This is a genomic window from Miniphocaeibacter halophilus (genome assembly GCF_016458825.1).
Lineage (GTDB): Bacteria > Bacillota > Clostridia > Tissierellales > Peptoniphilaceae > Miniphocaeibacter > Miniphocaeibacter halophilus.
In genome coordinates this window covers 1,464,035-1,484,656 of the sequence record NZ_CP066744.1, presented here as the reverse complement: position 1 = coordinate 1,484,656, position 20,622 = coordinate 1,464,035, and the positions used below count along the sequence as shown (strand labels likewise).

Annotated in this window: 20 protein-coding genes; 3 read left to right on the top strand and 17 right to left on the bottom strand. The window is 29.8% G+C overall.

Annotated features, from left to right (window positions below):
• Nucleotides 1–24: 24 nt before the first annotated feature.
• The 5 genes from dpaL (JFY71_RS07295) to JFY71_RS07280 all read right to left on the bottom strand — a co-directional run bounded on the left by dpaL (JFY71_RS07295) (nucleotide 25) and on the right by JFY71_RS07280 (nucleotide 4,679).
• Nucleotides 25–1,239, bottom strand: coding sequence for a diaminopropionate ammonia-lyase (gene dpaL, locus JFY71_RS07295; RefSeq protein ID WP_243660154.1), 1,215 nt, complete (start codon nucleotides 1,237–1,239; stop codon nucleotides 25–27).
• A gap of 481 nt (nucleotides 1,240–1,720) precedes the next feature.
• Nucleotides 1,721–1,804: a helix-turn-helix domain-containing protein gene (locus tag JFY71_RS12190; RefSeq protein WP_420846438.1), complete on the bottom strand. Its 84-nt coding sequence runs from the start codon at nucleotides 1,802–1,804 to the stop codon at nucleotides 1,721–1,723.
• A gap of 34 nt (nucleotides 1,805–1,838) precedes the next feature.
• Nucleotides 1,839–3,416: a sigma-54 interaction domain-containing protein gene (locus JFY71_RS07290; protein ID WP_243660153.1), complete on the bottom strand. Its 1,578-nt coding sequence runs from the start codon at nucleotides 3,414–3,416 to the stop codon at nucleotides 1,839–1,841.
• Between the two features lie 15 nt (nucleotides 3,417–3,431).
• Nucleotides 3,432–3,770, bottom strand: a complete 339-nt coding sequence (locus JFY71_RS07285; RefSeq protein ID WP_243660152.1) for a winged helix-turn-helix domain-containing protein — start codon at nucleotides 3,768–3,770, stop codon at nucleotides 3,432–3,434.
• A gap of 273 nt (nucleotides 3,771–4,043) precedes the next feature.
• On the bottom strand, nucleotides 4,044–4,679 hold the full coding sequence (locus JFY71_RS07280; protein WP_243660151.1) for a hypothetical protein: 636 nt from the start codon (nucleotides 4,677–4,679) through the stop codon (nucleotides 4,044–4,046).
• 219 nt (nucleotides 4,680–4,898) lie between these two features.
• Here JFY71_RS07280 and dpaL (JFY71_RS07275) point away from each other — a divergent pair, with 219 nt between their 5' ends.
• Both dpaL (JFY71_RS07275) and JFY71_RS07270 read left to right on the top strand, forming a co-directional pair.
• Nucleotides 4,899–6,113 (top strand): diaminopropionate ammonia-lyase, encoded by a 1,215-nt coding sequence (gene dpaL / locus JFY71_RS07275; RefSeq protein WP_243660150.1) that lies wholly within the window; start codon nucleotides 4,899–4,901, stop codon nucleotides 6,111–6,113.
• A gap of 26 nt (nucleotides 6,114–6,139) precedes the next feature.
• Nucleotides 6,140–7,636, top strand: a complete 1,497-nt coding sequence (locus JFY71_RS07270) for a pyridoxal-phosphate dependent enzyme (protein ID WP_243660149.1) — start codon at nucleotides 6,140–6,142, stop codon at nucleotides 7,634–7,636.
• A gap of 132 nt (nucleotides 7,637–7,768) precedes the next feature.
• Here JFY71_RS07270 and ptsP read toward each other — a convergent pair whose 3' ends face one another.
• From ptsP to JFY71_RS07240, 6 genes are all read right to left on the bottom strand, one after another.
• Nucleotides 7,769–9,466 (bottom strand): phosphoenolpyruvate--protein phosphotransferase, encoded by a 1,698-nt coding sequence (gene ptsP, locus JFY71_RS07265; RefSeq protein ID WP_243660148.1) that lies wholly within the window; start codon nucleotides 9,464–9,466, stop codon nucleotides 7,769–7,771.
• 331 nt (nucleotides 9,467–9,797) lie between these two features.
• The gene (locus tag JFY71_RS07260) at nucleotides 9,798–10,058 is read right to left on the bottom strand and encodes an HPr family phosphocarrier protein (RefSeq protein ID WP_243660147.1); all 261 of its coding nucleotides are present in this window, start codon (nucleotides 10,056–10,058) and stop codon (nucleotides 9,798–9,800) included.
• Between the two features lie 84 nt (nucleotides 10,059–10,142).
• Nucleotides 10,143–11,150: a LacI family DNA-binding transcriptional regulator gene (locus JFY71_RS07255; protein ID WP_243660146.1), complete on the bottom strand. Its 1,008-nt coding sequence runs from the start codon at nucleotides 11,148–11,150 to the stop codon at nucleotides 10,143–10,145.
• Nucleotides 11,151–11,154: 4 nt separating this feature from the next.
• A complete protein-coding gene (locus JFY71_RS07250) occupies nucleotides 11,155–12,054 on the bottom strand; it encodes a diacylglycerol/lipid kinase family protein (RefSeq protein WP_243660145.1) in 900 nt (299 codons plus the stop codon).
• 92 nt (nucleotides 12,055–12,146) lie between these two features.
• Nucleotides 12,147–12,587 (bottom strand): hypothetical protein, encoded by a 441-nt coding sequence (locus JFY71_RS07245; protein WP_243660144.1) that lies wholly within the window; start codon nucleotides 12,585–12,587, stop codon nucleotides 12,147–12,149.
• A 9-nt stretch (nucleotides 12,588–12,596) separates the two neighbouring features.
• Nucleotides 12,597–13,190 carry a YtxH domain-containing protein gene (locus JFY71_RS07240; RefSeq protein WP_243660143.1) on the bottom strand — a complete coding sequence of 198 codons (594 nt, stop codon included), beginning with the start codon at nucleotides 13,188–13,190 and terminating at the stop codon, nucleotides 12,597–12,599.
• Between the two features lie 477 nt (nucleotides 13,191–13,667).
• Here JFY71_RS07240 and JFY71_RS07235 point away from each other — a divergent pair, with 477 nt between their 5' ends.
• Nucleotides 13,668–14,483 carry an NAD(+)/NADH kinase gene (locus JFY71_RS07235; protein ID WP_243660142.1) on the top strand — a complete coding sequence of 272 codons (816 nt, stop codon included), beginning with the start codon at nucleotides 13,668–13,670 and terminating at the stop codon, nucleotides 14,481–14,483.
• A gap of 46 nt (nucleotides 14,484–14,529) precedes the next feature.
• On the opposite strand, the gene JFY71_RS07230 is transcribed toward JFY71_RS07235, so the two are convergent.
• The 6 genes from JFY71_RS07230 to JFY71_RS07205 form a co-directional block, all read right to left on the bottom strand.
• Nucleotides 14,530–15,963, bottom strand: coding sequence for a peptidoglycan D,D-transpeptidase FtsI family protein (locus tag JFY71_RS07230; protein WP_243660141.1), 1,434 nt, complete (start codon nucleotides 15,961–15,963; stop codon nucleotides 14,530–14,532).
• Complete coding sequence (locus tag JFY71_RS07225) at nucleotides 15,963–17,282, bottom strand: FtsW/RodA/SpoVE family cell cycle protein (RefSeq protein WP_243660140.1); 1,320 nt, start codon at nucleotides 17,280–17,282, stop codon at nucleotides 15,963–15,965. The genes JFY71_RS07230 and JFY71_RS07225 overlap by 1 nt, the downstream gene beginning before the upstream one ends.
• Entirely contained in the window at nucleotides 17,272–17,781 is a 510-nt protein-coding gene (locus JFY71_RS07220) for an FHA domain-containing protein (protein WP_243660139.1), read from the bottom strand. Before JFY71_RS07220 ends, JFY71_RS07225 begins: the two co-directional genes overlap by 11 nt.
• 107 nt (nucleotides 17,782–17,888) lie before the next feature.
• Nucleotides 17,889–18,470: a xanthine phosphoribosyltransferase gene (locus JFY71_RS07215; protein ID WP_243660138.1), complete on the bottom strand. Its 582-nt coding sequence runs from the start codon at nucleotides 18,468–18,470 to the stop codon at nucleotides 17,889–17,891.
• A gap of 298 nt (nucleotides 18,471–18,768) precedes the next feature.
• Complete coding sequence (locus tag JFY71_RS07210; RefSeq protein ID WP_243660137.1) at nucleotides 18,769–18,912, bottom strand: hypothetical protein; 144 nt, start codon at nucleotides 18,910–18,912, stop codon at nucleotides 18,769–18,771.
• Between the two features lie 14 nt (nucleotides 18,913–18,926).
• Complete coding sequence (locus JFY71_RS07205; RefSeq protein WP_243660136.1) at nucleotides 18,927–20,621, bottom strand: phospho-sugar mutase; 1,695 nt, start codon at nucleotides 20,619–20,621, stop codon at nucleotides 18,927–18,929.
• Nucleotide 20,622 lies beyond the last annotated feature (1 nt).

The following is a 20,622-nucleotide window of genomic DNA, read 5'->3' as shown; positions in this document are numbered from 1 at the left end:
TTACCTATTATTTTAACTCTAATACTATTTCTTAAGATTTTCATCATTTGGATATAAACCATTCCAAACTAATTGTCTATATCTTAATGCATCTGTGTTTCCTTCAGTACTTATACATAAAATTACTGAATCTTCATTTAAACCAATAGTATCTTTTATTTCCTTTAAATCATCTCTATACATTAATTGGGATACTACTCCCATAGTAACTGCTCCTGATTCTCCAGATATGATTTTTGGATCTCCTTTTAATGGATTACCTAAAATTCTCATACCGTGTGCTGCCGCTGAGTCAGGTACTGATAAGAAATGACTAGCATATGATCTTATAACATCCCAACCTATTGTACATGGCTCTCCACAAGCAAGTCCAGCCATTATTGTAGGCATACTACCTGTAACAAAAGTAATTCCACCTGCTTTTGCTGATCTGTAAATACAGTCTGCTTGATTAGGTTCTACAATTGTTACTACCGGTCTATCATCTCCATATACTGATGCAAAGAATCCTGTAACTGCTGATGCCATTGAACCAACTCCAGCTTGTAAAAATACATGTGTTGGTTTTGAAGCTGCTAAAGTTAATTGTAAATATGACTCATAAGCCATAGTTAAATAACCTTGCATTATCCAAGTAGGAATATCTTCATAGCCTTCCCATGCTGTGTCTTGAACCATTATCCAGCCTTTTTCTTCAGCCATTTGATTTGCATATCTTACACAGTCATCATAGTTTCCTTCAAGAATTTCACATACAGCATTTTCAGCTCTTATATTTTCAGCTCTTTCTTGTGTACTTCCTTTAGGCATATATACAACAGCTTTTTGCTTTAATTGATTAGCAGTCCAAGCAACCCCTCTTCCATGGTTACCATCAGTAGCTGTTACAAATGTTAATTCTCCAATTTTTTCTCTTATTTCGTCAGATATAAGCACTTCATATGGAAGTTCATCTACTGACATCCCTAATTTATTTGCTATATATTTTACTACAGCGTAACTTCCGCCTAGTACTTTAAAAGCATTTAAACCGAATCTAAATGATTCGTCTTTTAAAAATATATCTTTAACTCCAAGATATTTTGCTAATTTTTTTAATCGATGTAATGGTGTAGGCTCATATTGTTCAAAACTGGAATGAAATTTAGCTGTTTGTTTAGCAACTCTTTCACTCAAGAAACTCAATGAAGCCTTGTTGTCCTTGTTCTCTAAGCTTGCAATTTCGTAAGTACTTTGCATTTTCCCATCCTTTCTTATAGTTCAATTATATTAATATACTTTATCAATAAATTTGTGCTATATAATTAACACATCACCTAGCACAATTTCCAATAACTATCTTACGCCATATTTTGGAAATAAGCAATAGTATTTAGAACAAAAAGCTTTAGATATCGATTTCCCATACATATATTAGACCATATGGGTGGTTTTTTGTCAATTTGTTTATCAAAATGATAACTAATTTACGTTGAAATATGGGAATTCTTAATTTTTTTATTTTATACTTCCATGTTCTTTTTGTTTTTATCAATATGATAATTTTTTTGCCTTGTGATAGGTTTTTCCCACACTAATTCCATCTCTTTTCCCCCTTAATATTACCTATTTTTCATGACCCTATGCTGTATATTTGTTTATTAAATATATATAAAAAACGCACCCTCTAAGTCTTTTTTCTTTCTTTATAACTTATTGGGTGCTCTTAAAATATTAAATTTTATAATTTTCTATATAGTGTTGCTATTCCTATTCCTAAAGCTTTAGCTGCTTTTTTCTTTCCATCTGTAGTATCGCCATATATTTCAATGGCTTTTCTTATTTCATTTTTTTCTAAACTAGCTAATGTAGAAATTTTTTGCTTCTTCTAATTTTTGTTTTTCACTTATATTTATAATGTTTTTCGGTATTGAATCTATATTTATTATTCCTTCTTCCATCATGTTAACCATATACTCTACAGAATTTTCCAATTCCCTAACATTACCTGGCCAACTATAGTTTATTAATATATCCAACGCATCATCTTCTATTTTATAAAAATTTTTACTAAATTGCTTTCTATAGTAATCTAAAAAATAATATATTAATTCTTCAATATCTTCCTTTCTTTCTCTAAGAGGTGAAATATATAATGGTATAACATTTAATCTATAATATAGATCTTCTCTAAATTTATTTTCAGATATTAATTTTCTTAAATCCTTATTAGTAGATGCTATTATTCTTACGTTTAAAGGTATTACTTGATTTGACCCTATTCTAGTTACTTTTTTATCCTGTATTACCCTTAATAGTTTCGATTGTAAATATAAGGGAACTGCGTCTATTTCATCTAAAAAAATCACTCCATTATTTGCCAATTCAAATTTACCTATTTTTCCGTTGAAGTTTTCACCAGAAAATACTCCTTTAACATAACCGAATAGCTCTCTTTCCAAATAATCTTCAGATATAGTAGCACAATTCATTGTAACAAATCTATTTTTTTTCCTATCTGAACTTTGCCATATTGCCCCTGCCACCATTTCCTTTCCAGTTCCGCTTTCTCCATTTATTAAGACTGTAGAATCGGATTTGGCAATTTTAACTAAACTTTTTTTCAAATCTAAAGTTTTCTTACTTTTTCCAATAATATTTTCTATTTTTTTAGCATTTATTGTAGACGTCATAGCGTAGAGATTAGATTGTACCTGTTTCATGTCCCTAAAAAGAAGTACCTTATCGTATATAGGATTTTCTGGAATCTTATATATATTTCCTATAACCGTATTGATATTTTCACCTATTCGTATTACATATTCCTTATTATTATTAACAGTATCTCCTGTTGGTTGAATAAGAATCTTCTCATTGGCGATTATCCTGTTTATTTTTAATTGTTTTTTTGCAGATCTATTAATTGTGTTAATCTTACCTTCGTTGTTGATTATAACCGCCCCTTCATCCATATTGCGAATAATAATTTCCAACATGGACACCATTGCCTGTTTGTCTATATCCTCTTCGTATTCTAGAGCTTTCAATGTTATAAATTCTGCAATTTGATCTAAAAGTTCCATATATTTTTCTATATGTTTTCCAATTTCAACTTTAGATTTTTTACTGCTACTAACCATTCCTATTACACCTATAACGTTTTTACCAAGTATAATAGGTGTTGTAATTTCTATATTTTCCACTTTCTCAATATCTATATTTTCTATTGATATTTGTGGTTTCCCGGTCTTTAATGTCTCAATAAGGGTTCTTCTATTTGAAACTTGCTTATTGTCCAATATTCCCTTTGCGAAGATCCCACTTCCTGTAATCCTTCGAAGTTTATAATCGACAATTTCTACGTCTACCTCTACCATCTCTGTTATGATTTTTACGTATTTTTCTATAAATTCTTTAAGTGTATCTAATCTAAACATAAAAACTCTCTCTATCTAAAAATTTAATTCATCTAAAAGACTATTCATCTTTTCATTCATTTCACTTACTATATGTTCATATTGCTCAATAATCTTTTCTCCGTCTTCTGTCAATTTAGATCCGCCGCCTTTTATGCCACCTATTTCCCTGTAAAGAAATTTTTTATTCAGGGCCTTCTCACAACTTTTTATTACATTAAAGGCCTTACTATATGACATTCCCATTTCTTTTGCAGCTTTATTTAAAGAACCTAGTTCCTTTACCTTTAAAAGTAGCATATAAGGACCCTTTCCAAAAAACTTTTTATTATCCTCTGTTCTTAGTATTATTCTTACAACTCCCTTAGCTTTCATTAATTTCCTCCATTTAGTTTTTCCTTAATTTCTAAATACCAATTTGGATAAACAGTATTAAAATCATCGTAATACTCAGATAATTCCTGAACTTTTAATTTTGCTACTTCACAATTTACTTTATCGAACTTTTTAAATTCTGTTCCAAAGGTTTCAGTAATTGTGTATAATGCTATTGTTTTAAAAAATAATCTATTAGGTCTTCCTGAAAAATATCCATCAATAATACCGGCAGAATAGGCCTCATCCTTATAATAATTAATATTAATATCCTTAAATTCGAAAAAAAGGATCTGCTTCTACAATCCCCTGTACTCCAAATAAATATACTTTTCCTTTTCTATCTACAGGAATGTCCCTAATATTATTGAAAGAAAAAATCTCTATTGCTTCCCTATCCTTTATTAAATAACTAAATTGTTTTACATAATCAAATAATATATAGTCTTTTTTCCCAATATAATCGCAGAGATAGTATTCATGGAAAATATTTCTGATTTTATGACCATAATTTTTAACCCAATTATCATTTTTAATAGGCTTAGATAATTCATGATAGTCCCGAATCGTTTCTCCAATATAATAACCAAGTTTATAATTATCCTTATCGTTGTCATATCTTTTTATTCCATTAATATAATCGGTTATTCTATAAGTCAAAGCCAATTCATTAATTATTCCTACTTCCAATATTGGATATAATTTTCTTCCCTTTTCTATTAAAGTATCTATTTTATGTTTTTTATCCACTATACTTTTATATGAATCTTTCGAAAAAACCCTTACAGTATACTTTTTTATTCCATCTATAGATACTACATAAATATCCTCTGTTGATTTTGAAATTTCAAAATTAGAATTTAGTTTTTTGAAAAAATCCAAGTTTTTAATATAATTTAAAGTTTCCATTTTTGCTCCTAAATTTATCAAATTAATAATTACCTTTATTTTAACATATAAAAATTGACATATACATATATTTTTTTGCATTTTTGGTTTAATTAAAGGAAATTTATTGACACAAATTGTTATAGCGGGTAAAATTAATTTAATTAGATTAAACTATGCAGGAAAATGTTTTATCTAAATTGTTTTTTGTTTATAATAATTATTAGAGAGGATGGTATAATGCAAGATTTTTCTTATATTCCACAAAATAAGCACAAAGATTTTAATATGAAGGGTTCTATTGAATTTTTTTCTGTAGATGAAATTCAAAGGGCTTTGAACTTTCACAAGAGTTTCCCTTCTTTTAAGGAAACCGATTTAGTGGTTCTAAATGACCGTTCAAAAGAGCTTGGATTATCTAATATCTATGTAAAAGATGAATCAACCAGATTTGGTATTAACTCATTTAAAGGATTGGGAGCTAGTTGGGCTATGGGAAATTATATAGCAGAAAAGCTTAATATTCCTATTGAGGAACTTCCTTATGAAAGAATGGTATCAGATGAAATTAGAAAAAAACTAGGAAAGGTAACTTTTGCAAGTTGTACCGATGGTAACCATGGTAGAGGTGTAGCATGGGTAGGACAAATGTTACAACAAGAAGTTAAGATATTTATGCCTAAAGGCTCAGGATCCGATAGGGTAAAAAATATAGAGGCTTTAGGAGCAGAAGTAACTGTAACAGATTTAAATTATGATGACACTATAAGATATGTAATGGATGAAGCTGATAAAAATGGTTGGGTAATCGTTCAAGATACTTCTTGGGACGGATATGTTGATATTCCTAAATGGATTATGCAAGGCTATGCAGCTTTAGTTTTAGAAGCTTACCAACAAATAGAAAGGGATAATCTACCTAAACCTACTCATGTATTCCTACAAGCAGGAGTTGGAGCAATGGCTGGTGGAGCTTGTGGTCTAATTACAAATCTACTAAAGGAAGATATGCCTAAAACCATTATAGTAGAACCTAATGAAGCAGCCGCTTTTTATAAATCAGCTCAAGCAAATGATGGCGAAAGACATTTTGTAACAGGTAGTATGCCTACAATAATGGCTGGACTAGCTTGTGGTGAACCGGGAATTATAGCTTGGGATGTTATAGCTGAATTTGCTGACGGCTATATAAGATGTCCAGACTGGATTTCCGCTAATGGTATGAGATTATCCGCTGTTCCTGTTGGCAACGATAAGAGTTTTGTCTCAGGTGAATCTGCAGGAGTTTCCTATGGATTAACAAATGAATTAATGATAAATGAAGATTTAAAAGAGATTAAAAACCAAATTGGGTTAGATGAAAATTCCATAGTACTATGTATTAGTACTGAAGGAGATACCGACGTTAAAGCTTACCAAGATATAGTTTGGTATGGAAAAATAAATAAATTTTAAATATTATTTAAGGAGAGGGAAAAGAAATGTTTGATTTAATCGATTTAACAATTAATGAAGAAAAAAGAAAAGAAGTAGCAAAATATGCTAAGGAAAGAGGCATAAAAATACCTACTTTGGCACAAATGAAAGATCCTTCAAAAATACCTGCTGATGTTAAAGAAAAGCTTAAAGATGTTGGTTTATGGGATATTAACCCAATAAATCTTTACAGAATATCTTGGAAAAACGAACCTAAGGACAAGGGTGGACTTTACCAAGATCTTCCAAACTTTATAGAAATCCCTTCTGAAGTATCAGGTATTAAAGCTAAAATTCTGTTTATGTCCGGAAAATACTTCCCAACAGGATGTCATAAAGTAGGCGCAAGTTATGCTTGCTTAGTTCCAAGATTAGTTACAGGACAATTTGATCCAGAAACTCAAGAAGCTGTTTGGCCTTCAACTGGAAACTACTGTAGAGGTGGAGCTTATAACGCTGCATTACTAGGATGTAAATCCATTGCAATACTACCGGAAAATATGAGTAGAGAAAGATTTGATTGGTTACAAGATTTAATTGACACTTATGGTGGAGAAATTTTTGCTACTACAGGATCAGAATCAAACGTTAAAGAAATATACGATAAAACATGGGAATTACTTGACGAAAGAGGAGACGGAGTAGTTATATTCAACCAATTTGGTGAATTAGGTAATCACCTATGGCATTACGAAGTTACCGGTGAAGCTATGAACGATCTATTCCTTTCATTCAAGGCTAAAAACGAAAATGCTAATCTATTCGGCGTAAACTTAAACTCAGGTTCAGGTGGAAGTTTAGGTGCAGGAGATAAATTAAAAGATTTATATCCTAATATAAAAATAACTGCTTCAGAAGCATTACAATGCCCTACTCTATTAGATAATGGTTTTGGTGACCACAGAATAGAAGGAATCGGTGACAAACACGTACCTTGGGTACATAATGTTAAAAATACCGATGTAGTTACAGCTATTGATGATGAAGATGCAGTATCGTTCTTTAGAATCTTAAACGACCCAGCAGGACATGAATATTTCAGAAGTTTAGGCGTTGATGAAGAAACTATAAGCAAATTCCAATATATAGGAATATCCGGTGCAGCAAATATTATTTCAGCTATAAAGGTAGCTAAATACTTTGAAGTAACTGAAAATGATTATTTTGTTACAGTTGGTACCGACTCTGCAGTAATGTATCAATCAAGATTGGAAGAATACGAAGCTGAAAGAGGAAAGTTAGATCTTGAACAAGCTAAATTAGATCATCACGTTCATGTTTTAGGAATTAAAACAGATAATATGATCGAGTTAAGATATACTGACAAGAAGAGAATCCACAACCTAAAATACTATACTTGGGTAGAACAACAAGGAAAATCAGCTGAAGAACTTAATGCACAATGGTATGACTATGACAACTATTGGACAAGACTTCATAAAATGGGTCCTGATTTCGATAGGGTTATTGATGAATTTAACGCATTAATAGATGAGGTATAAAATTTAATTTTAGTATATTAAAATTATTTTTAAAAACTATCCTTCCCCGAGTAGAGTCACCTATATCTACTCGGGTTTTGTTGATAAAAAAACGGCTACATATTTTTAATATGTAGCCGTTTTTATTATCAATTATTGATTATTTATTACTTCTTCAATTTCTGTAGTTGTTTCCAACTTTAGTATTTCTTCTGAAAACTCTGAAGCTTCTTCCAAAGTAGTATTTATTATTATATCCTTTATTTTAGGAATATTTGCTGCCGGTGCACTAAATTCATCTAATCCCATACCTAATAATAATTTAGTAGCTTTAGTATCTCCAGCAAAGCCTCCACACATTCCTGCCCATTTATCCGCCTTATGAGCAGCGTCTATAACTTTTTTAATAGATCTTAGGACAGCCGGATTATATGTGTTATAGAGTTTTGAAATCTTTTCATTTCCTCTATCTACTGCAAGTACATATTGAGTTAAGTCATTTGTTCCTATACTAAAATAGTCTACATATTTAATTAAATCCTCTGCAACTATAACGGAAGCCGGAGTCTCAACCATAATTCCAATTTCTATATTAGTATCAAAATCTATTTCTTTTGCTTTTAAATCATTTTTTACTTCTTCTAAAATTTCCCTTACTTTTTTAATTTCTTCTACAGAAATTACCATTGGAAGTAAAATTCTTACTTTTCCAAAAGCAGAAGCTCTTAAAATTGCTTTTAACTGTGTCTTAAACACATCTAACATATCAAAACAAATTCTTAAGGCTCTCCATCCTAAAAATGGATTTTCTTCTTCTGGGAATTTGAAATATGATAATGACTTATCTCCACCAATATCTAAAGTTCTAATAATAAGAGGCTTATCTTCCAATAGTTCTACCGCTTTTTTATATACTGAAAATTGTTCTTCTTCCGTTGGAAAATGATTATTTTCCATATATAAAAACTCAGTTCTAAAAAGTCCTACTCCCTCTGCTCCATTAGCAAGTCCTAATTTTAAGTCCTCTATATTCCCAATATTACAAGCTATTTCTACCTGATGGTTATCCTTTGTAATAGCCTTTTCAAATTTTACAGCTTCCAATCTTTCTTTTTCAGCTAATATTTGTTCCATTTTTTCTCTGTAGATATTTAACGTATCTTCATCAGGATTTATATATAATTTTCCTTCAAAAGTATCCATAATCAATAAATCGTTATCTTTTACAGATACTGAAACATCTTTCATACCTACTAAAGCAGGAATACCCAATGTTTGAGCTATAATTGAAGTATGAGCCGTCTTTCCACCGTTATCCATAGCAAAGCCTAGAACATTGTCCTTATCCATTGCTGAAGTGTCTGTTGGCGTTAATTCATCTGAAACCACAATTGTATCTTTTGGTAATGGAGATAACTTTTTAGGCTCTCTACCCTGTAATTTATAAAGTAGCCTTTCTCCAATATCCTTATAGTCTGTAGCTCTTTCTCTTAAGTATTCATCATCTAACGACTGCATCATCGTTACCATTTCATTTATTGAATCATGTAATGCTTTTTCTGCATTAATATTATTTTCTATTTTATTTTTAACAGTATCTACTAAAAAAGGATCGTCTAACATTCCTAAGTGCGCATTAATAACTTCTTGTTGAGTTTCTGTAGATACTTCCATATTTTCTAAGTCTTTACTATAATCGGCTATGGCTTTTTGTATTTTAGCTACTTCTCCTTCAATTTCCCCATCTTCCAATATTCTCGTATCAACTTCTAACTTTTCTTTTACAAATAAATATGCTCTACCAATAGCAATTCCTTCAGATGCTATGATTCCTGTTTTAATTGTTGACATATTTCCTCCTAATTATTTAACGAAGTGCACTTCCTAATTATATATAATATTAATATATTATATGTATAATAAATAGTATACCCAATATTATAAGCCAAAAAACCTAAATACTAAACGTAAGTTTTAATCCCTTATTTATATATAATATGTATTAATTTAAAACTTATGTTAATAAACCTAAAAACACAAAGCTGTTGTAATATAAAGCAACCTTGTGTTTTATTTTGTACCTTTGTCTTTTGATAGTAATGTTAATAAACTTATTTTCAATATTATATAGTACTAGATTATAAAAAAAGGATGTTTTAAACATCCTTATTGAAATTGAAAACTAATCTGCAAGATTTTCGATAAATTCAACTAATTTATCTAAGTTTTCTTGTTCATTTTCACCATCTATTCTAACAGTGATTTCAGTGCCTTTTGAAATACCCAATGCCATTACATTAAATATACTTTTTGCATTAGCTGTCTTACCATCTTTAATTAATTCTACAGTTCCATCAAAATTTTTAACAAATTGCACTAATGAAGCTGCTGGTCTTGCATGTAATCCAGTTTCATTTTTTACAAGTACAGTTTTTTCTACCATATCTTCCTCCTAATTTTTATATACTAATTACAATAATTTTAACATTATAATACTTTAAAATCAATTAATTCCTAAATATTTAAATTAATTAATATCTTTTACCGTTTCTCTTTCTATAATACTACTTGGTAAAATCGTTGCACTATCAATTTCTACATTGTCTTTAATCTTTTTAATAATCTTTCTAACAGCCACAGCACCATAATCATAGTATGGTTCTCTTACGGTTGTAAGTCTAGGCCTGTATAATGATGATATTTTTATATCACCAAAACCGGCTACTGAAATATCGTCTGGAACCTTCTTGTTATTATCATAACAATAGTTTAAGAAACCAATAGCAAGTCCATCTTCAGAGAAAAATGCAGCAGTAATTCCTTCATGCTCAATTATTTTCCATATTTCTTCACCGTATTTATATCCTTCTTTATCTGTAACTCCATCTACGGTAATTTCCCTGGAAAAATAATTATGAGCATCCATAACTTCCTTATAGCCCTTTAATTTTTCTTGACCGATTATAGCATTTTTATATTCCTTAACAAATAATATTTTCTCATGGCCTTTGCCAATTAGAAACTCTGTCATTTCCTTAGCCGCTTCTTTATAATTAATAGTTACAGAATAAGTTTCATTGAAATTATAAAACTTATCTAACTGAATATATGGAATAGTTTGATTTTGAAGCATGTATACCACTTCCGGTTTAGCATCTTCAGAAATTAATACTATACCTTCGACTTGTTTAGTAAACATAAAGTTAATGATTTTTTTCTCTAACTCTATGTCTCCATAGGAACTAGATAATAAAATATCATAATTATACATTCTTCCTACTTCTTCAATACCTCTGACCATTTCAGTCATATATGAAATTGCAATATCTTTTACAATTACACCAATTAAATTAGATCTTCTCATTACTAGAGATCTTGCTAATTCATTTGGTTTAAAATCCAATTTTTTTATAGCATCTAAAACCTTTCGTCTAGCTTCCGGACTTACAGGTTTAGAATCGTTCATTACCCTAGATACTGTGGATATAGAAACCCCAGCTAATCTAGCTACATCTTTTATCGTTGGTGATGACATTTCATTACTCCTTTATATTAGTGAATACATTCACCCTATAGTCTGATACCTTTATTTTCATCGGCAGTTCTCCAGCATATTCTCCATCTACATCAATTGTTATTGGAGAAGCTGATTCAAATTCTACTTCCTTGGTTTGAAAGTATGTTACATCTTCATTTTTCACGTGTTCTCCAGACAACACCTGTATAAATAGCTGTGCCAAATCTACAAGTTTATTAGGATTTTTTATTATTAATACATCTAAAAATCCATCGGATATGGAAGCATCCGGCGCTAAATTTTTAAACCCACCTATTGAAGAAGAATTAGCTACTAAAAATAAATATACATCATCTTCATAGGTTTCACCATCAAATTTATATTTTAACCTAAAATCATTTGCAATAATATCTGGAATAACTTTAATACCTTCTGCAACATAAGCTAACCTGCCGAATATAGCTTTTAAATTTTTGTCTGTTTCATGTCCAACATCAGCAAGTTTCCCACCAGCTGCAACATTAACAAAATATTTTTCACCAGCTAATCCTACATCAATTTTTTTAGTTGTCCCTTTAACTATTAGCTCAACCAACTCTTTGGGAGAATCGGTAATTTCTATATATGATGCGAAATCGTTTACTGTACCGATGGGAAATACTCCTAATTTCATAGTTGAATTAACCTTTGCTAAGGCATTTATTACTTCATTTACAGTACCATCTCCACCGCAGGCTATTACTATGTCAAATCCTTCCTCTGAAGCTTTTAGAGTTTCATTAAAAGCACTATCTTTGCCTGTAGTAGCAGTTCTTTTTAGGATATAGCCTTCATTTAATAAATCATTGCTCATAGTTTCTATGGCTCTTTTATTAGACTGACTTCCAGATGTTGGATTGTAAATAATTTTTATTTTCTCCACTTCTACCTCTCATAAAAATATTATCAAATTACTAATATTTTATCAATACATTTTATTAGCACAAAAAATTGGAGAGTCTACCTCTCCAATCTTTACTTTTTAAACAAAGATCTTATATAATTAATTATATCTAAAATATATGCTGCATATCCAGAATAACTAGCGATATTTGTTTTAATTGCATCAGTAGTATCAACAACTGATTCAGAAACAAAATCTACTGTATCTGTAACATCCTCTACTAAATGTTCAACATTGTTCATCGTATTATTAGTTGATGTTACTATACTTTTAACTTCGGGAGAAATATCCTCTATTATCCTATCTGTTTTATCTGTTATATCTGCAACATTTTCCATCACTTCCTGAGTTTTCCTAAGTGACATATCTATTTCAGTTCTGTTTTTATCAATTATAGAATTAACTTGTTTAATTGTACCTATTAGTTTTACCAAAAAAACAACCAGTACTATTAGAAAGATCGATAAACAAATAAGTACTATAATTGTAAATATATCTATAACATCTAACATTATAGTCTCCTATTTATTTTCTTTTTTCGTGTTTTTATCAACAGCTTCTTTTGCTTTTTCCTTTGTTTCCTTAGCTGTTTTTTCAGTTTCTTTAGCTGTTTTTTCAGCACTATCCTTTACATCTTTTGCAACTTCTTTTGTGTCTTTTTTTACTTCACTTGCAACCTTTTTAGCATCATCTTTAGCTTCACTAATTATTTCTTTTGCATCGTCTTTTGCATCCTTAGCTACTTCAACTAAATCTTCTGTTAAATCTTGAACCTTTTCTATTTCTGTATAGCCTCTATCTTTAAATTCATCATACTTATCTTTAATATCGCCTGTAATTTCTTCAGTTTTTTGTACGATATTATCCTTTGCAACGTGAATTCCTTCTTTAACTTGATCTGTTGTATCTTTAGCTAAATCCGCAATATCCTTTCTTGTTTCTTTTCCAGATTTAGGAGCAAGTAAAATTCCTGCTGTTACACCAGCTAAAGCACCAACTGTTGTTGCTAATGCAAGTTTACGAGCTTTTTCCGTTCTTTTTTTAGTAATCTCCCATTTAATTTGTCTTTCTTTTTCTTTCCTTTTGCTATCTAAATAATCTAATATACTCATCATACCCTCCTAGAATAATATAATACCTATATGTATTATTAATAATCCTTTTATATATAATCTTCATATTGTATATACCCTTAAAGACAATTAAAAATCAATATAATAATAAAAAAAAAGTAACTTTGTTACTTTTTATACCTTAGTGTAAACCTGTAGATTAGTAACCTTCAATATGTGAAGGTGGGTTGACTGTCTTAAATCTCAAAAGTCCACATTGAAGAGGCATTTTATCAAAGTAAGAACTTCCATCATCCCTTATTATAAGTGTAGGTATAATATAACAGGTTTCTTACACTAAGGATACTATAATTATACCTAACAATAGATTACTTTTCAATAAAGAATTAATATTTGTTGTTTATATGCTTTATTTTCAAATATAAAAAACAGATTTTACTATTCCATTTTATGTTGTTATGATATATTTAATGGTATAATATTTTATATTTTCCCCAATTTTAGAATGGAGTGAGATTCTTGTCTTTAAAAAAAATAGTAAATCTTTTTCCAAATAATAATCATAAATCTTTAACTATTAGTTTAGAAGTTCAAGAAAAATTTGAAAAAAGAGGATTTAATGTATTTTATGAGTATAATGAAAATGCAGATTTAAATATATGTATCGGCGGTGACGGCGCTTTTTTAAGAGCTGTCCATAAATCAAATTTTTCAAATATACCATTTGTAGGTATAAATACCGGGCATTTAGGTTTCTACCAAGAAATACTTGTTCCTAATATAAATAAATTTATTGATGATTATTTAAATAATAATTATGAAATAGAAACTTTGGATTTACTAGAAGCTAAAATTTCAACTAAAAATAGTAATAGGGTTTATACCTATACGGCCCTTAATGAATTTGTAGTTCGTTCAAGTGATAATTCAATAATACATCTTGATGTTTATATTGACGATAATCACCTAGAATCCTTTGCAGGAGACGCTTTACTGGTTTCAACACCTTCTGGGTCAACTGCCTACAACTTTTCAGCAGGAGGAGCTATTTTGTATCGTTCCTTGGAAGGCTATCAGTTAACTCCCCTAGCTCCTATTAATTCAAAAGCTTATAGGTCTCTTTTAAATTCCATAGTAATACCTAGTAAGTCGGTTTTAAAAATTAAAACTCGAAGTGAGGATATTAATAGCAATTCCCTATTTATCGCAGATGGTATGAGTTTAAATTATGATGATTTAGACTATGTTTTATTTAAAACCTCTGAAAAGAATATTAAAAAAATAAGTTTTTATAAGGATTGGTACTGGTTAAATGTTAAGGATAAATTCCTATAAAAATATAAAAAGACATCTTACAAATTCGTAAGATGTCTTTTGTATCTTATTGACCTAAACCATTATTTATTGCATTTTGAATCATAACCTTAGCTAATGGACCAGCTGATTTGTCACCACCAATACCGCTATCTTCCAATACTACAGCTACAGCTATTGTCGGATCATCTGCCGGTGCAGCTGCAATAAACCAATCATTTGTTGAATCCTTATTTTTTATTTCCGCTGTTCCTGATTTACCAGCTACTTTTATTCCTCGTATATACGCTTTTGAGCCATCTCTAACTACGGAAACCATATCTCCTAAAATTTCATTTGCTATTTCTGGAGTAGTTACTTCTGACAACACCTTAGGTTCTGTTTTTGTTATATCTCCATCTGGAGATATAATTTGATCTACTATAAAAGGCTGCATCATCTTGCCTTCATTTGCTATAGTAGACATAACCATAGCCATGTTTAGTGGCGTTACAAGGGTATCCCCTTGTCCAAAGGAGGTTGTCGCAATATTAGCATCATCTATTCCGTCAACATAACCATTTTTTGATTTATACATTGGTAAATCAAATTCAAATTCTTTTCCTATATAGTATTTATCTACAGTTTCTCTTAAAATATCAGCTCCAAGTTCAGCAGCTAATTTTGCAAAATAAACATTTGAAGATTTTACTAAGGCTTTTTCTAAGTCCGTCCTATTATTTACCATGTTTTCTATATTGCTTATTTCAAGACCACCAATTTTAATTTTTCCTTCGTCTTTTATTACTAAGCTTTCAACCTTGTCTGTGTTTTCCAATATACTAGTTGCAGTTACGACTTTAAAAACCGAACCAGGTACATAAAGTCCTTGAGTAGCTCTGTTTAATAAGACGGCACTTTCATTATCGGCAATAATTTCATCCCAGTTTTCTGCAACTTTGTTAGGATTAAAACTAGGATATGATGCCATGGCATAAATTGCTCCTGTTTTTGGATTCATTGCAACTATTGAACCTTTTTTCGCTTCAGTATTTTCCAATAAATCCATAGCAACCTTTTGCATTTTATAGTTAGTTGTAAGTACTAAATTATTTCCTTCATCTTGTTTTTCTACTAATTTTTTTAAATCGGACAAAGGAGTGTCCTCTTTTATATTTAAAAGTTGTTTTCCAAAGGATTTTTCTAATCCACTACCACCATTAATGGAGTATCCAGTAATAGGAGCATAGATATCATCAAAAGGAAAGTTCCTGTAATTATTTCCATTACTATCCTTTAAAGTTTCAACTACAATATTATTTTGGCTATCATAAACAGTACCTCGTTTTACTTTATTTTCATCAACCCAATATCTTTTATTATATTGTCCATATTTTCCATAACCCGTTGAAACATCTTTCGCTTTAGCTATTTGAAAATATGTCATATATAAAACCAGTCCTAAAAATAGAAAAACCAAAAAAGAAAAAACTATTAATATTTTTTTATTAAATTTTTCCATTAATCCACCATTCTTCCCTTAATATCTGAAGAGCAATATTGCAATACTCCTAAAGACATAAAACTTGATACCATAGAACTACCTCCGTAACTTACAAAGGGAATTGTAATACCTGTCATTGGAATAACCTTTAAAACTCCTCCAATCATCAAAATAGCTTGAACAGCAAATAAAACAGAAATTCCTAAAGCAACGAATTTAAAGAAGTTACTTTGTTGCTCCATAGAGATTTTAAATCCTCTATATACAAGAATCATAAACAACATAAGAACTCCCATTCCTGTAAATATTCCCATTTCTTCAACAATTGCCGGAAATATAAAGTCCGAAGTTGCTATTGGAATTAAGTTTGGTTGTCCTAATCCTAAACCTGTTCCAAAAAATCCACCAGCAGATAAGGCAAACAGAGATTGAATTATTTGATATCCCTTATAACCTGGATCTGCCCAAGGGTCTATCCAAATTTCAAATCTTGTTTGAATATGTGGAAATATAAAATATGCTGCTACAGCTCCAATTAATGCTAGTATAATATTTCCAGCTATTATTTTTTTATCGTAATCAAAGACAAATAGTGAAACAATATATACAGAAAAAAATATAACAGCTGAACCTAAGTCCCTTTGTAAAAAGAACATTCCTATAAAAATATAGGATATTAGCATATATAGATAATCCTTATATTTTAAGTATTTTTCTAATTTTGTTCCCCTTAGGAATTTATCATTTAGCTGATATGATGCTATGAAAAATACATAGAGTATTTTTGTTATTTCAGATAATTGAAAGCTAAATCCAAATATACTAACCCAGTTGTAAGCCCCTTTATTATAGCCTGCAAATAATAGGGTAATAATAAACATAGCAAAACAACCAATTAAATATAGTATTGTTAAATTTTCCCATCCTCTAAATGATTTTAAAATAAAATATACTACAAAAAATAAAACCAGCCCACCTATAAACCAAATAGTCTGTTTAATACCTTCAGTTGGAGTAATTCTATATATCATCGTTACTCCTATACTAAATAGCATTGAAGCTATAAGAAGCAAGTAGTTATCACCATCAGTGATTTTAGTAACCACTTTATTTGCTACATATACAACTACAATAACCGCTACAAATACAAGCAGTTTTTTCAATGTGAAATTTTCCCTATCATTTGCCAGTACTAAACCAAAAGCAAATATTTGAAACCAAAGTAACAGTGTTGCAGGATCTCTTAATTTGCCACTGGTTAAATTGGTACCTATACTTAAGAATCTTTCTTTTAACGATAGTTTCTGTTTCTTTCTTGCTTTACTTTTAATTCTCATCTTCATCTTCACCATTTACAAATAAAAATTCTACCTGTCCAATATCAATTAAATCCTTGTCCTTTAATTCTATAGTATTCTCAACTCTTTGACCGTTAATAAATACTCCATTGGCAGAATTTAAATCCTCTATAAAATAAACACCATTTCTTTTTGTAATCCTGGCGTGTTTTTTTGAAATGAACCTATCTTTTAAGACAATATCATTTTGATCTGATCTACCAATTACCGTATTGTCACCTATAAAGTAATGTTCTTGAATCTTAAAAGGAAGTTTTTCCTTCCTGTTTATAAGTTTTAAATAGGTATTTGCTATAGTGTTCATATTGCTAATTCCCTTAATATCCAAGTAGATCATCTTAATAATATTCAATATAAAATAATAAATTATAATTACAAAAACATATTTAAAAATCATTGATAATAATTCATACAGCGTTAAATTAGCTGTTAATTTCACAGATAAAAACTTATCTAATAAATCTATAATAAATTTCATACAAGCTCCTAAAATAATTTGATATTACTATTTTACATTAAAAACAGTTTTTTTCCTATATTTTAACCAAATTGTAACATTTTTTTTAAAATTTAAAAGAGTATATCCTAGGATATACTCTCTTTAAAAACTACCTTGCCATTTTCAAATTTTTCAATAATAGCTAATGATTCCAACTGAAACCCTTCTTCTCTGATTTTCTTTCCACCAGGTTGAAAATCTTTTTCAATTAAGATACCTATACCTTGTACTTTTGCTCCTGCTTGATTGCATAGATCTACAAGTCCTTCTATTGCCTTACCATTTGCTAAGAAGTCATCTATAATTAAAACTCTTTCGCCTTTTTGTAAAAATTCTTTAGCTACCATTATGTCATAATTTATTTTCTTTGTAAAACTATACACTTGTGAAGTATAAACATCACTGCCTAAAGTTTTTGAAACTGTTTTTTTTGCAAATAAAACTGGTTTTTTAAATTTTAATCCACAAGCAAAAGCTATTCCTATTCCAGAAACTTCCAAAGTTAGAATTTTATCTATTTCCTTGTTTTTAAATCTTTCGTAAAATTCATCAGCTAGTTTAACAAATAATTCTGGATCAATCATATGATTAATAAATTTATCAACTTTTAGGATGTCCCCTGGAAGAACAATCCCTTCTTCAATAATTCTCTCCTCTAACGGATTCAAATCAGCACCTCTCTATAGTAAAAATATTCTATTATAACTATATCTTGAAAATAAAACTAAATCAACTGCACAGATTTAATATTATTTATAACCGTCTATTTTGCTCAATTGTTCATCTGTTGGTTTGTACAATTTTCTAATAGCTATAATATTCTCTTCAGCTATTTATTGTTTTCATCTATTAATATTTTCAGTAAATAGCTGAATTCTTCATCTGTAATTTCCGTTATTTCATAGTCTTTTTCTAAATTATACAAGTCATACTCTTGATTTAGCGCTTCTTCTAATTCATCTTGACTTATGATATTTTAGTGGGAGGCATTTTTACTTTATCTTTACTATTGGAATACTTCATTTCCATCTTAAGAGAAGTGGCCTTTATGCTTTCATTATCATCATCTACTCCAACCTTAATCTGAAAATCCAAAATATTCTTTTTCATATACTTTCCTTAATTTATTTTATACTGTCAATCCTACCTCTTGTTGCTTTTTCAATTATGTCCAATTTTTCTTCAGAATCCTCTTTTGTTTTTCCTACTGAATAAATATAAACTTTAATTTTTGGTTCTGTACCTGATGGTCTTAAAGCATACCAGGAATTGTCATCAAAATAATATTTTAATACATTGGATTTTGGCATACCAGTGTCGTCTACTAAGTAATCTATAGTTTTATCTAGCTTTATGTTTCCTATTTCTTTTATAGCTTCTCGTCTAAATTCATCCATGATTCTTTTTATTCTAGCCTGGCCATCTAAACCTTCTAAAGTTATAGAAATCAATCTTTCATTATAAACTCCATAGGTATTGAATAATTCTTCTAAAATATCCAACAATGTTTTACCTTGTTTTTTATAAAAACCTGCCATTTCAGCAATCATCATTGCAGAGTTAACTGCATCTTTATCTCTTACAAAGGTTCCATAGTTATATCCTATACTTTCTTCAAAACCAAACAAGAAAGTTTTTTCTCCTGTAATATCATATTCATTGGCTTTTCCACTAACATTTTTAAAGCCAGTTAAAGTTTCTATCATTTCTACATTGTATTTTTCTGCAATTCTAGTTCCTAAATCACCTGTAACTATTGATTTAACAACAACACTATTTTCAGGAAGATTATTTTTTCTATGTCTTTCACTTAAAATATAGTTAATTAACAAAGCACCTATTTTATTTCCATTTAAAAATACATACTCGCCATTTTTATCTCTTACTTCTACAGCGGTTCTATCAGCGTCTGGATCTGTTGCTATTAATATATCTGCCCCTACTTCTTTTCCTAATTCAATAGAGTATTTAAAGGCTTTTGGATCTTCCGGATTAGGATAACCTACTGTAGTAAAATCAGGGTCTGGGGATTCTTGTTCTTTTACTATATAAATATTATTAAATTCCCTTTCTTTTAAAATCCTTCTAACTAGTTTATTACCAGTTCCATTTAATGGAGAATATACAATTTTTATATCCTTATCTACTTCTTCATCGTTAATAGTAAGTGACAACATATCTTTAATATATAAATTATCTAACTCTTCACCAAAATATACTACTAGGCCCTTGTCTATAGCCTCTTGTAAATCCATATTCTTTATTTCACTATAATTCTTTATTTTACCGATATTGTCTAATATTTCATCAGCAATATCGTCTAATATTTGAGAACCTTCTTTCCAATACGCCTTATAACCATTGTACTCTCTAGGATTATGGCTTGCTGTAACCATTACCCCTGAAATGGTTTTAAAATGTCTTATTGCATAAGATAATACTGGTGTAGGTCTTATATCGTCGGATAAATACACCTTAATGCCATTAGCCGCTAAAACAGATGCTGTAATTTCTGCAAACTCCTTAGAAAAATGTCTTACATCATATGCAATAGCAACGCCTTTTTCTGCCGCTTCCTTTCCCCTAGCTAAAATAGTAGTAGCTAAACCTTGGGTAGCTTCTGCAACTGTATATTGGTTCATTCTATTTGTTCCTGCACCAATTTTTCCTCTTAATCCAGCTGTTCCAAATTCTAAAGATTGGTAAAACCTATCTTGAATTTCCTCTTCATTTCCCTTTATTGACTCTAATTCTTTTCTAGTTTCACTGTCAAAAAAATCGTTGTTTAACCACTCTTCATATACTTTTTTATAATCCATT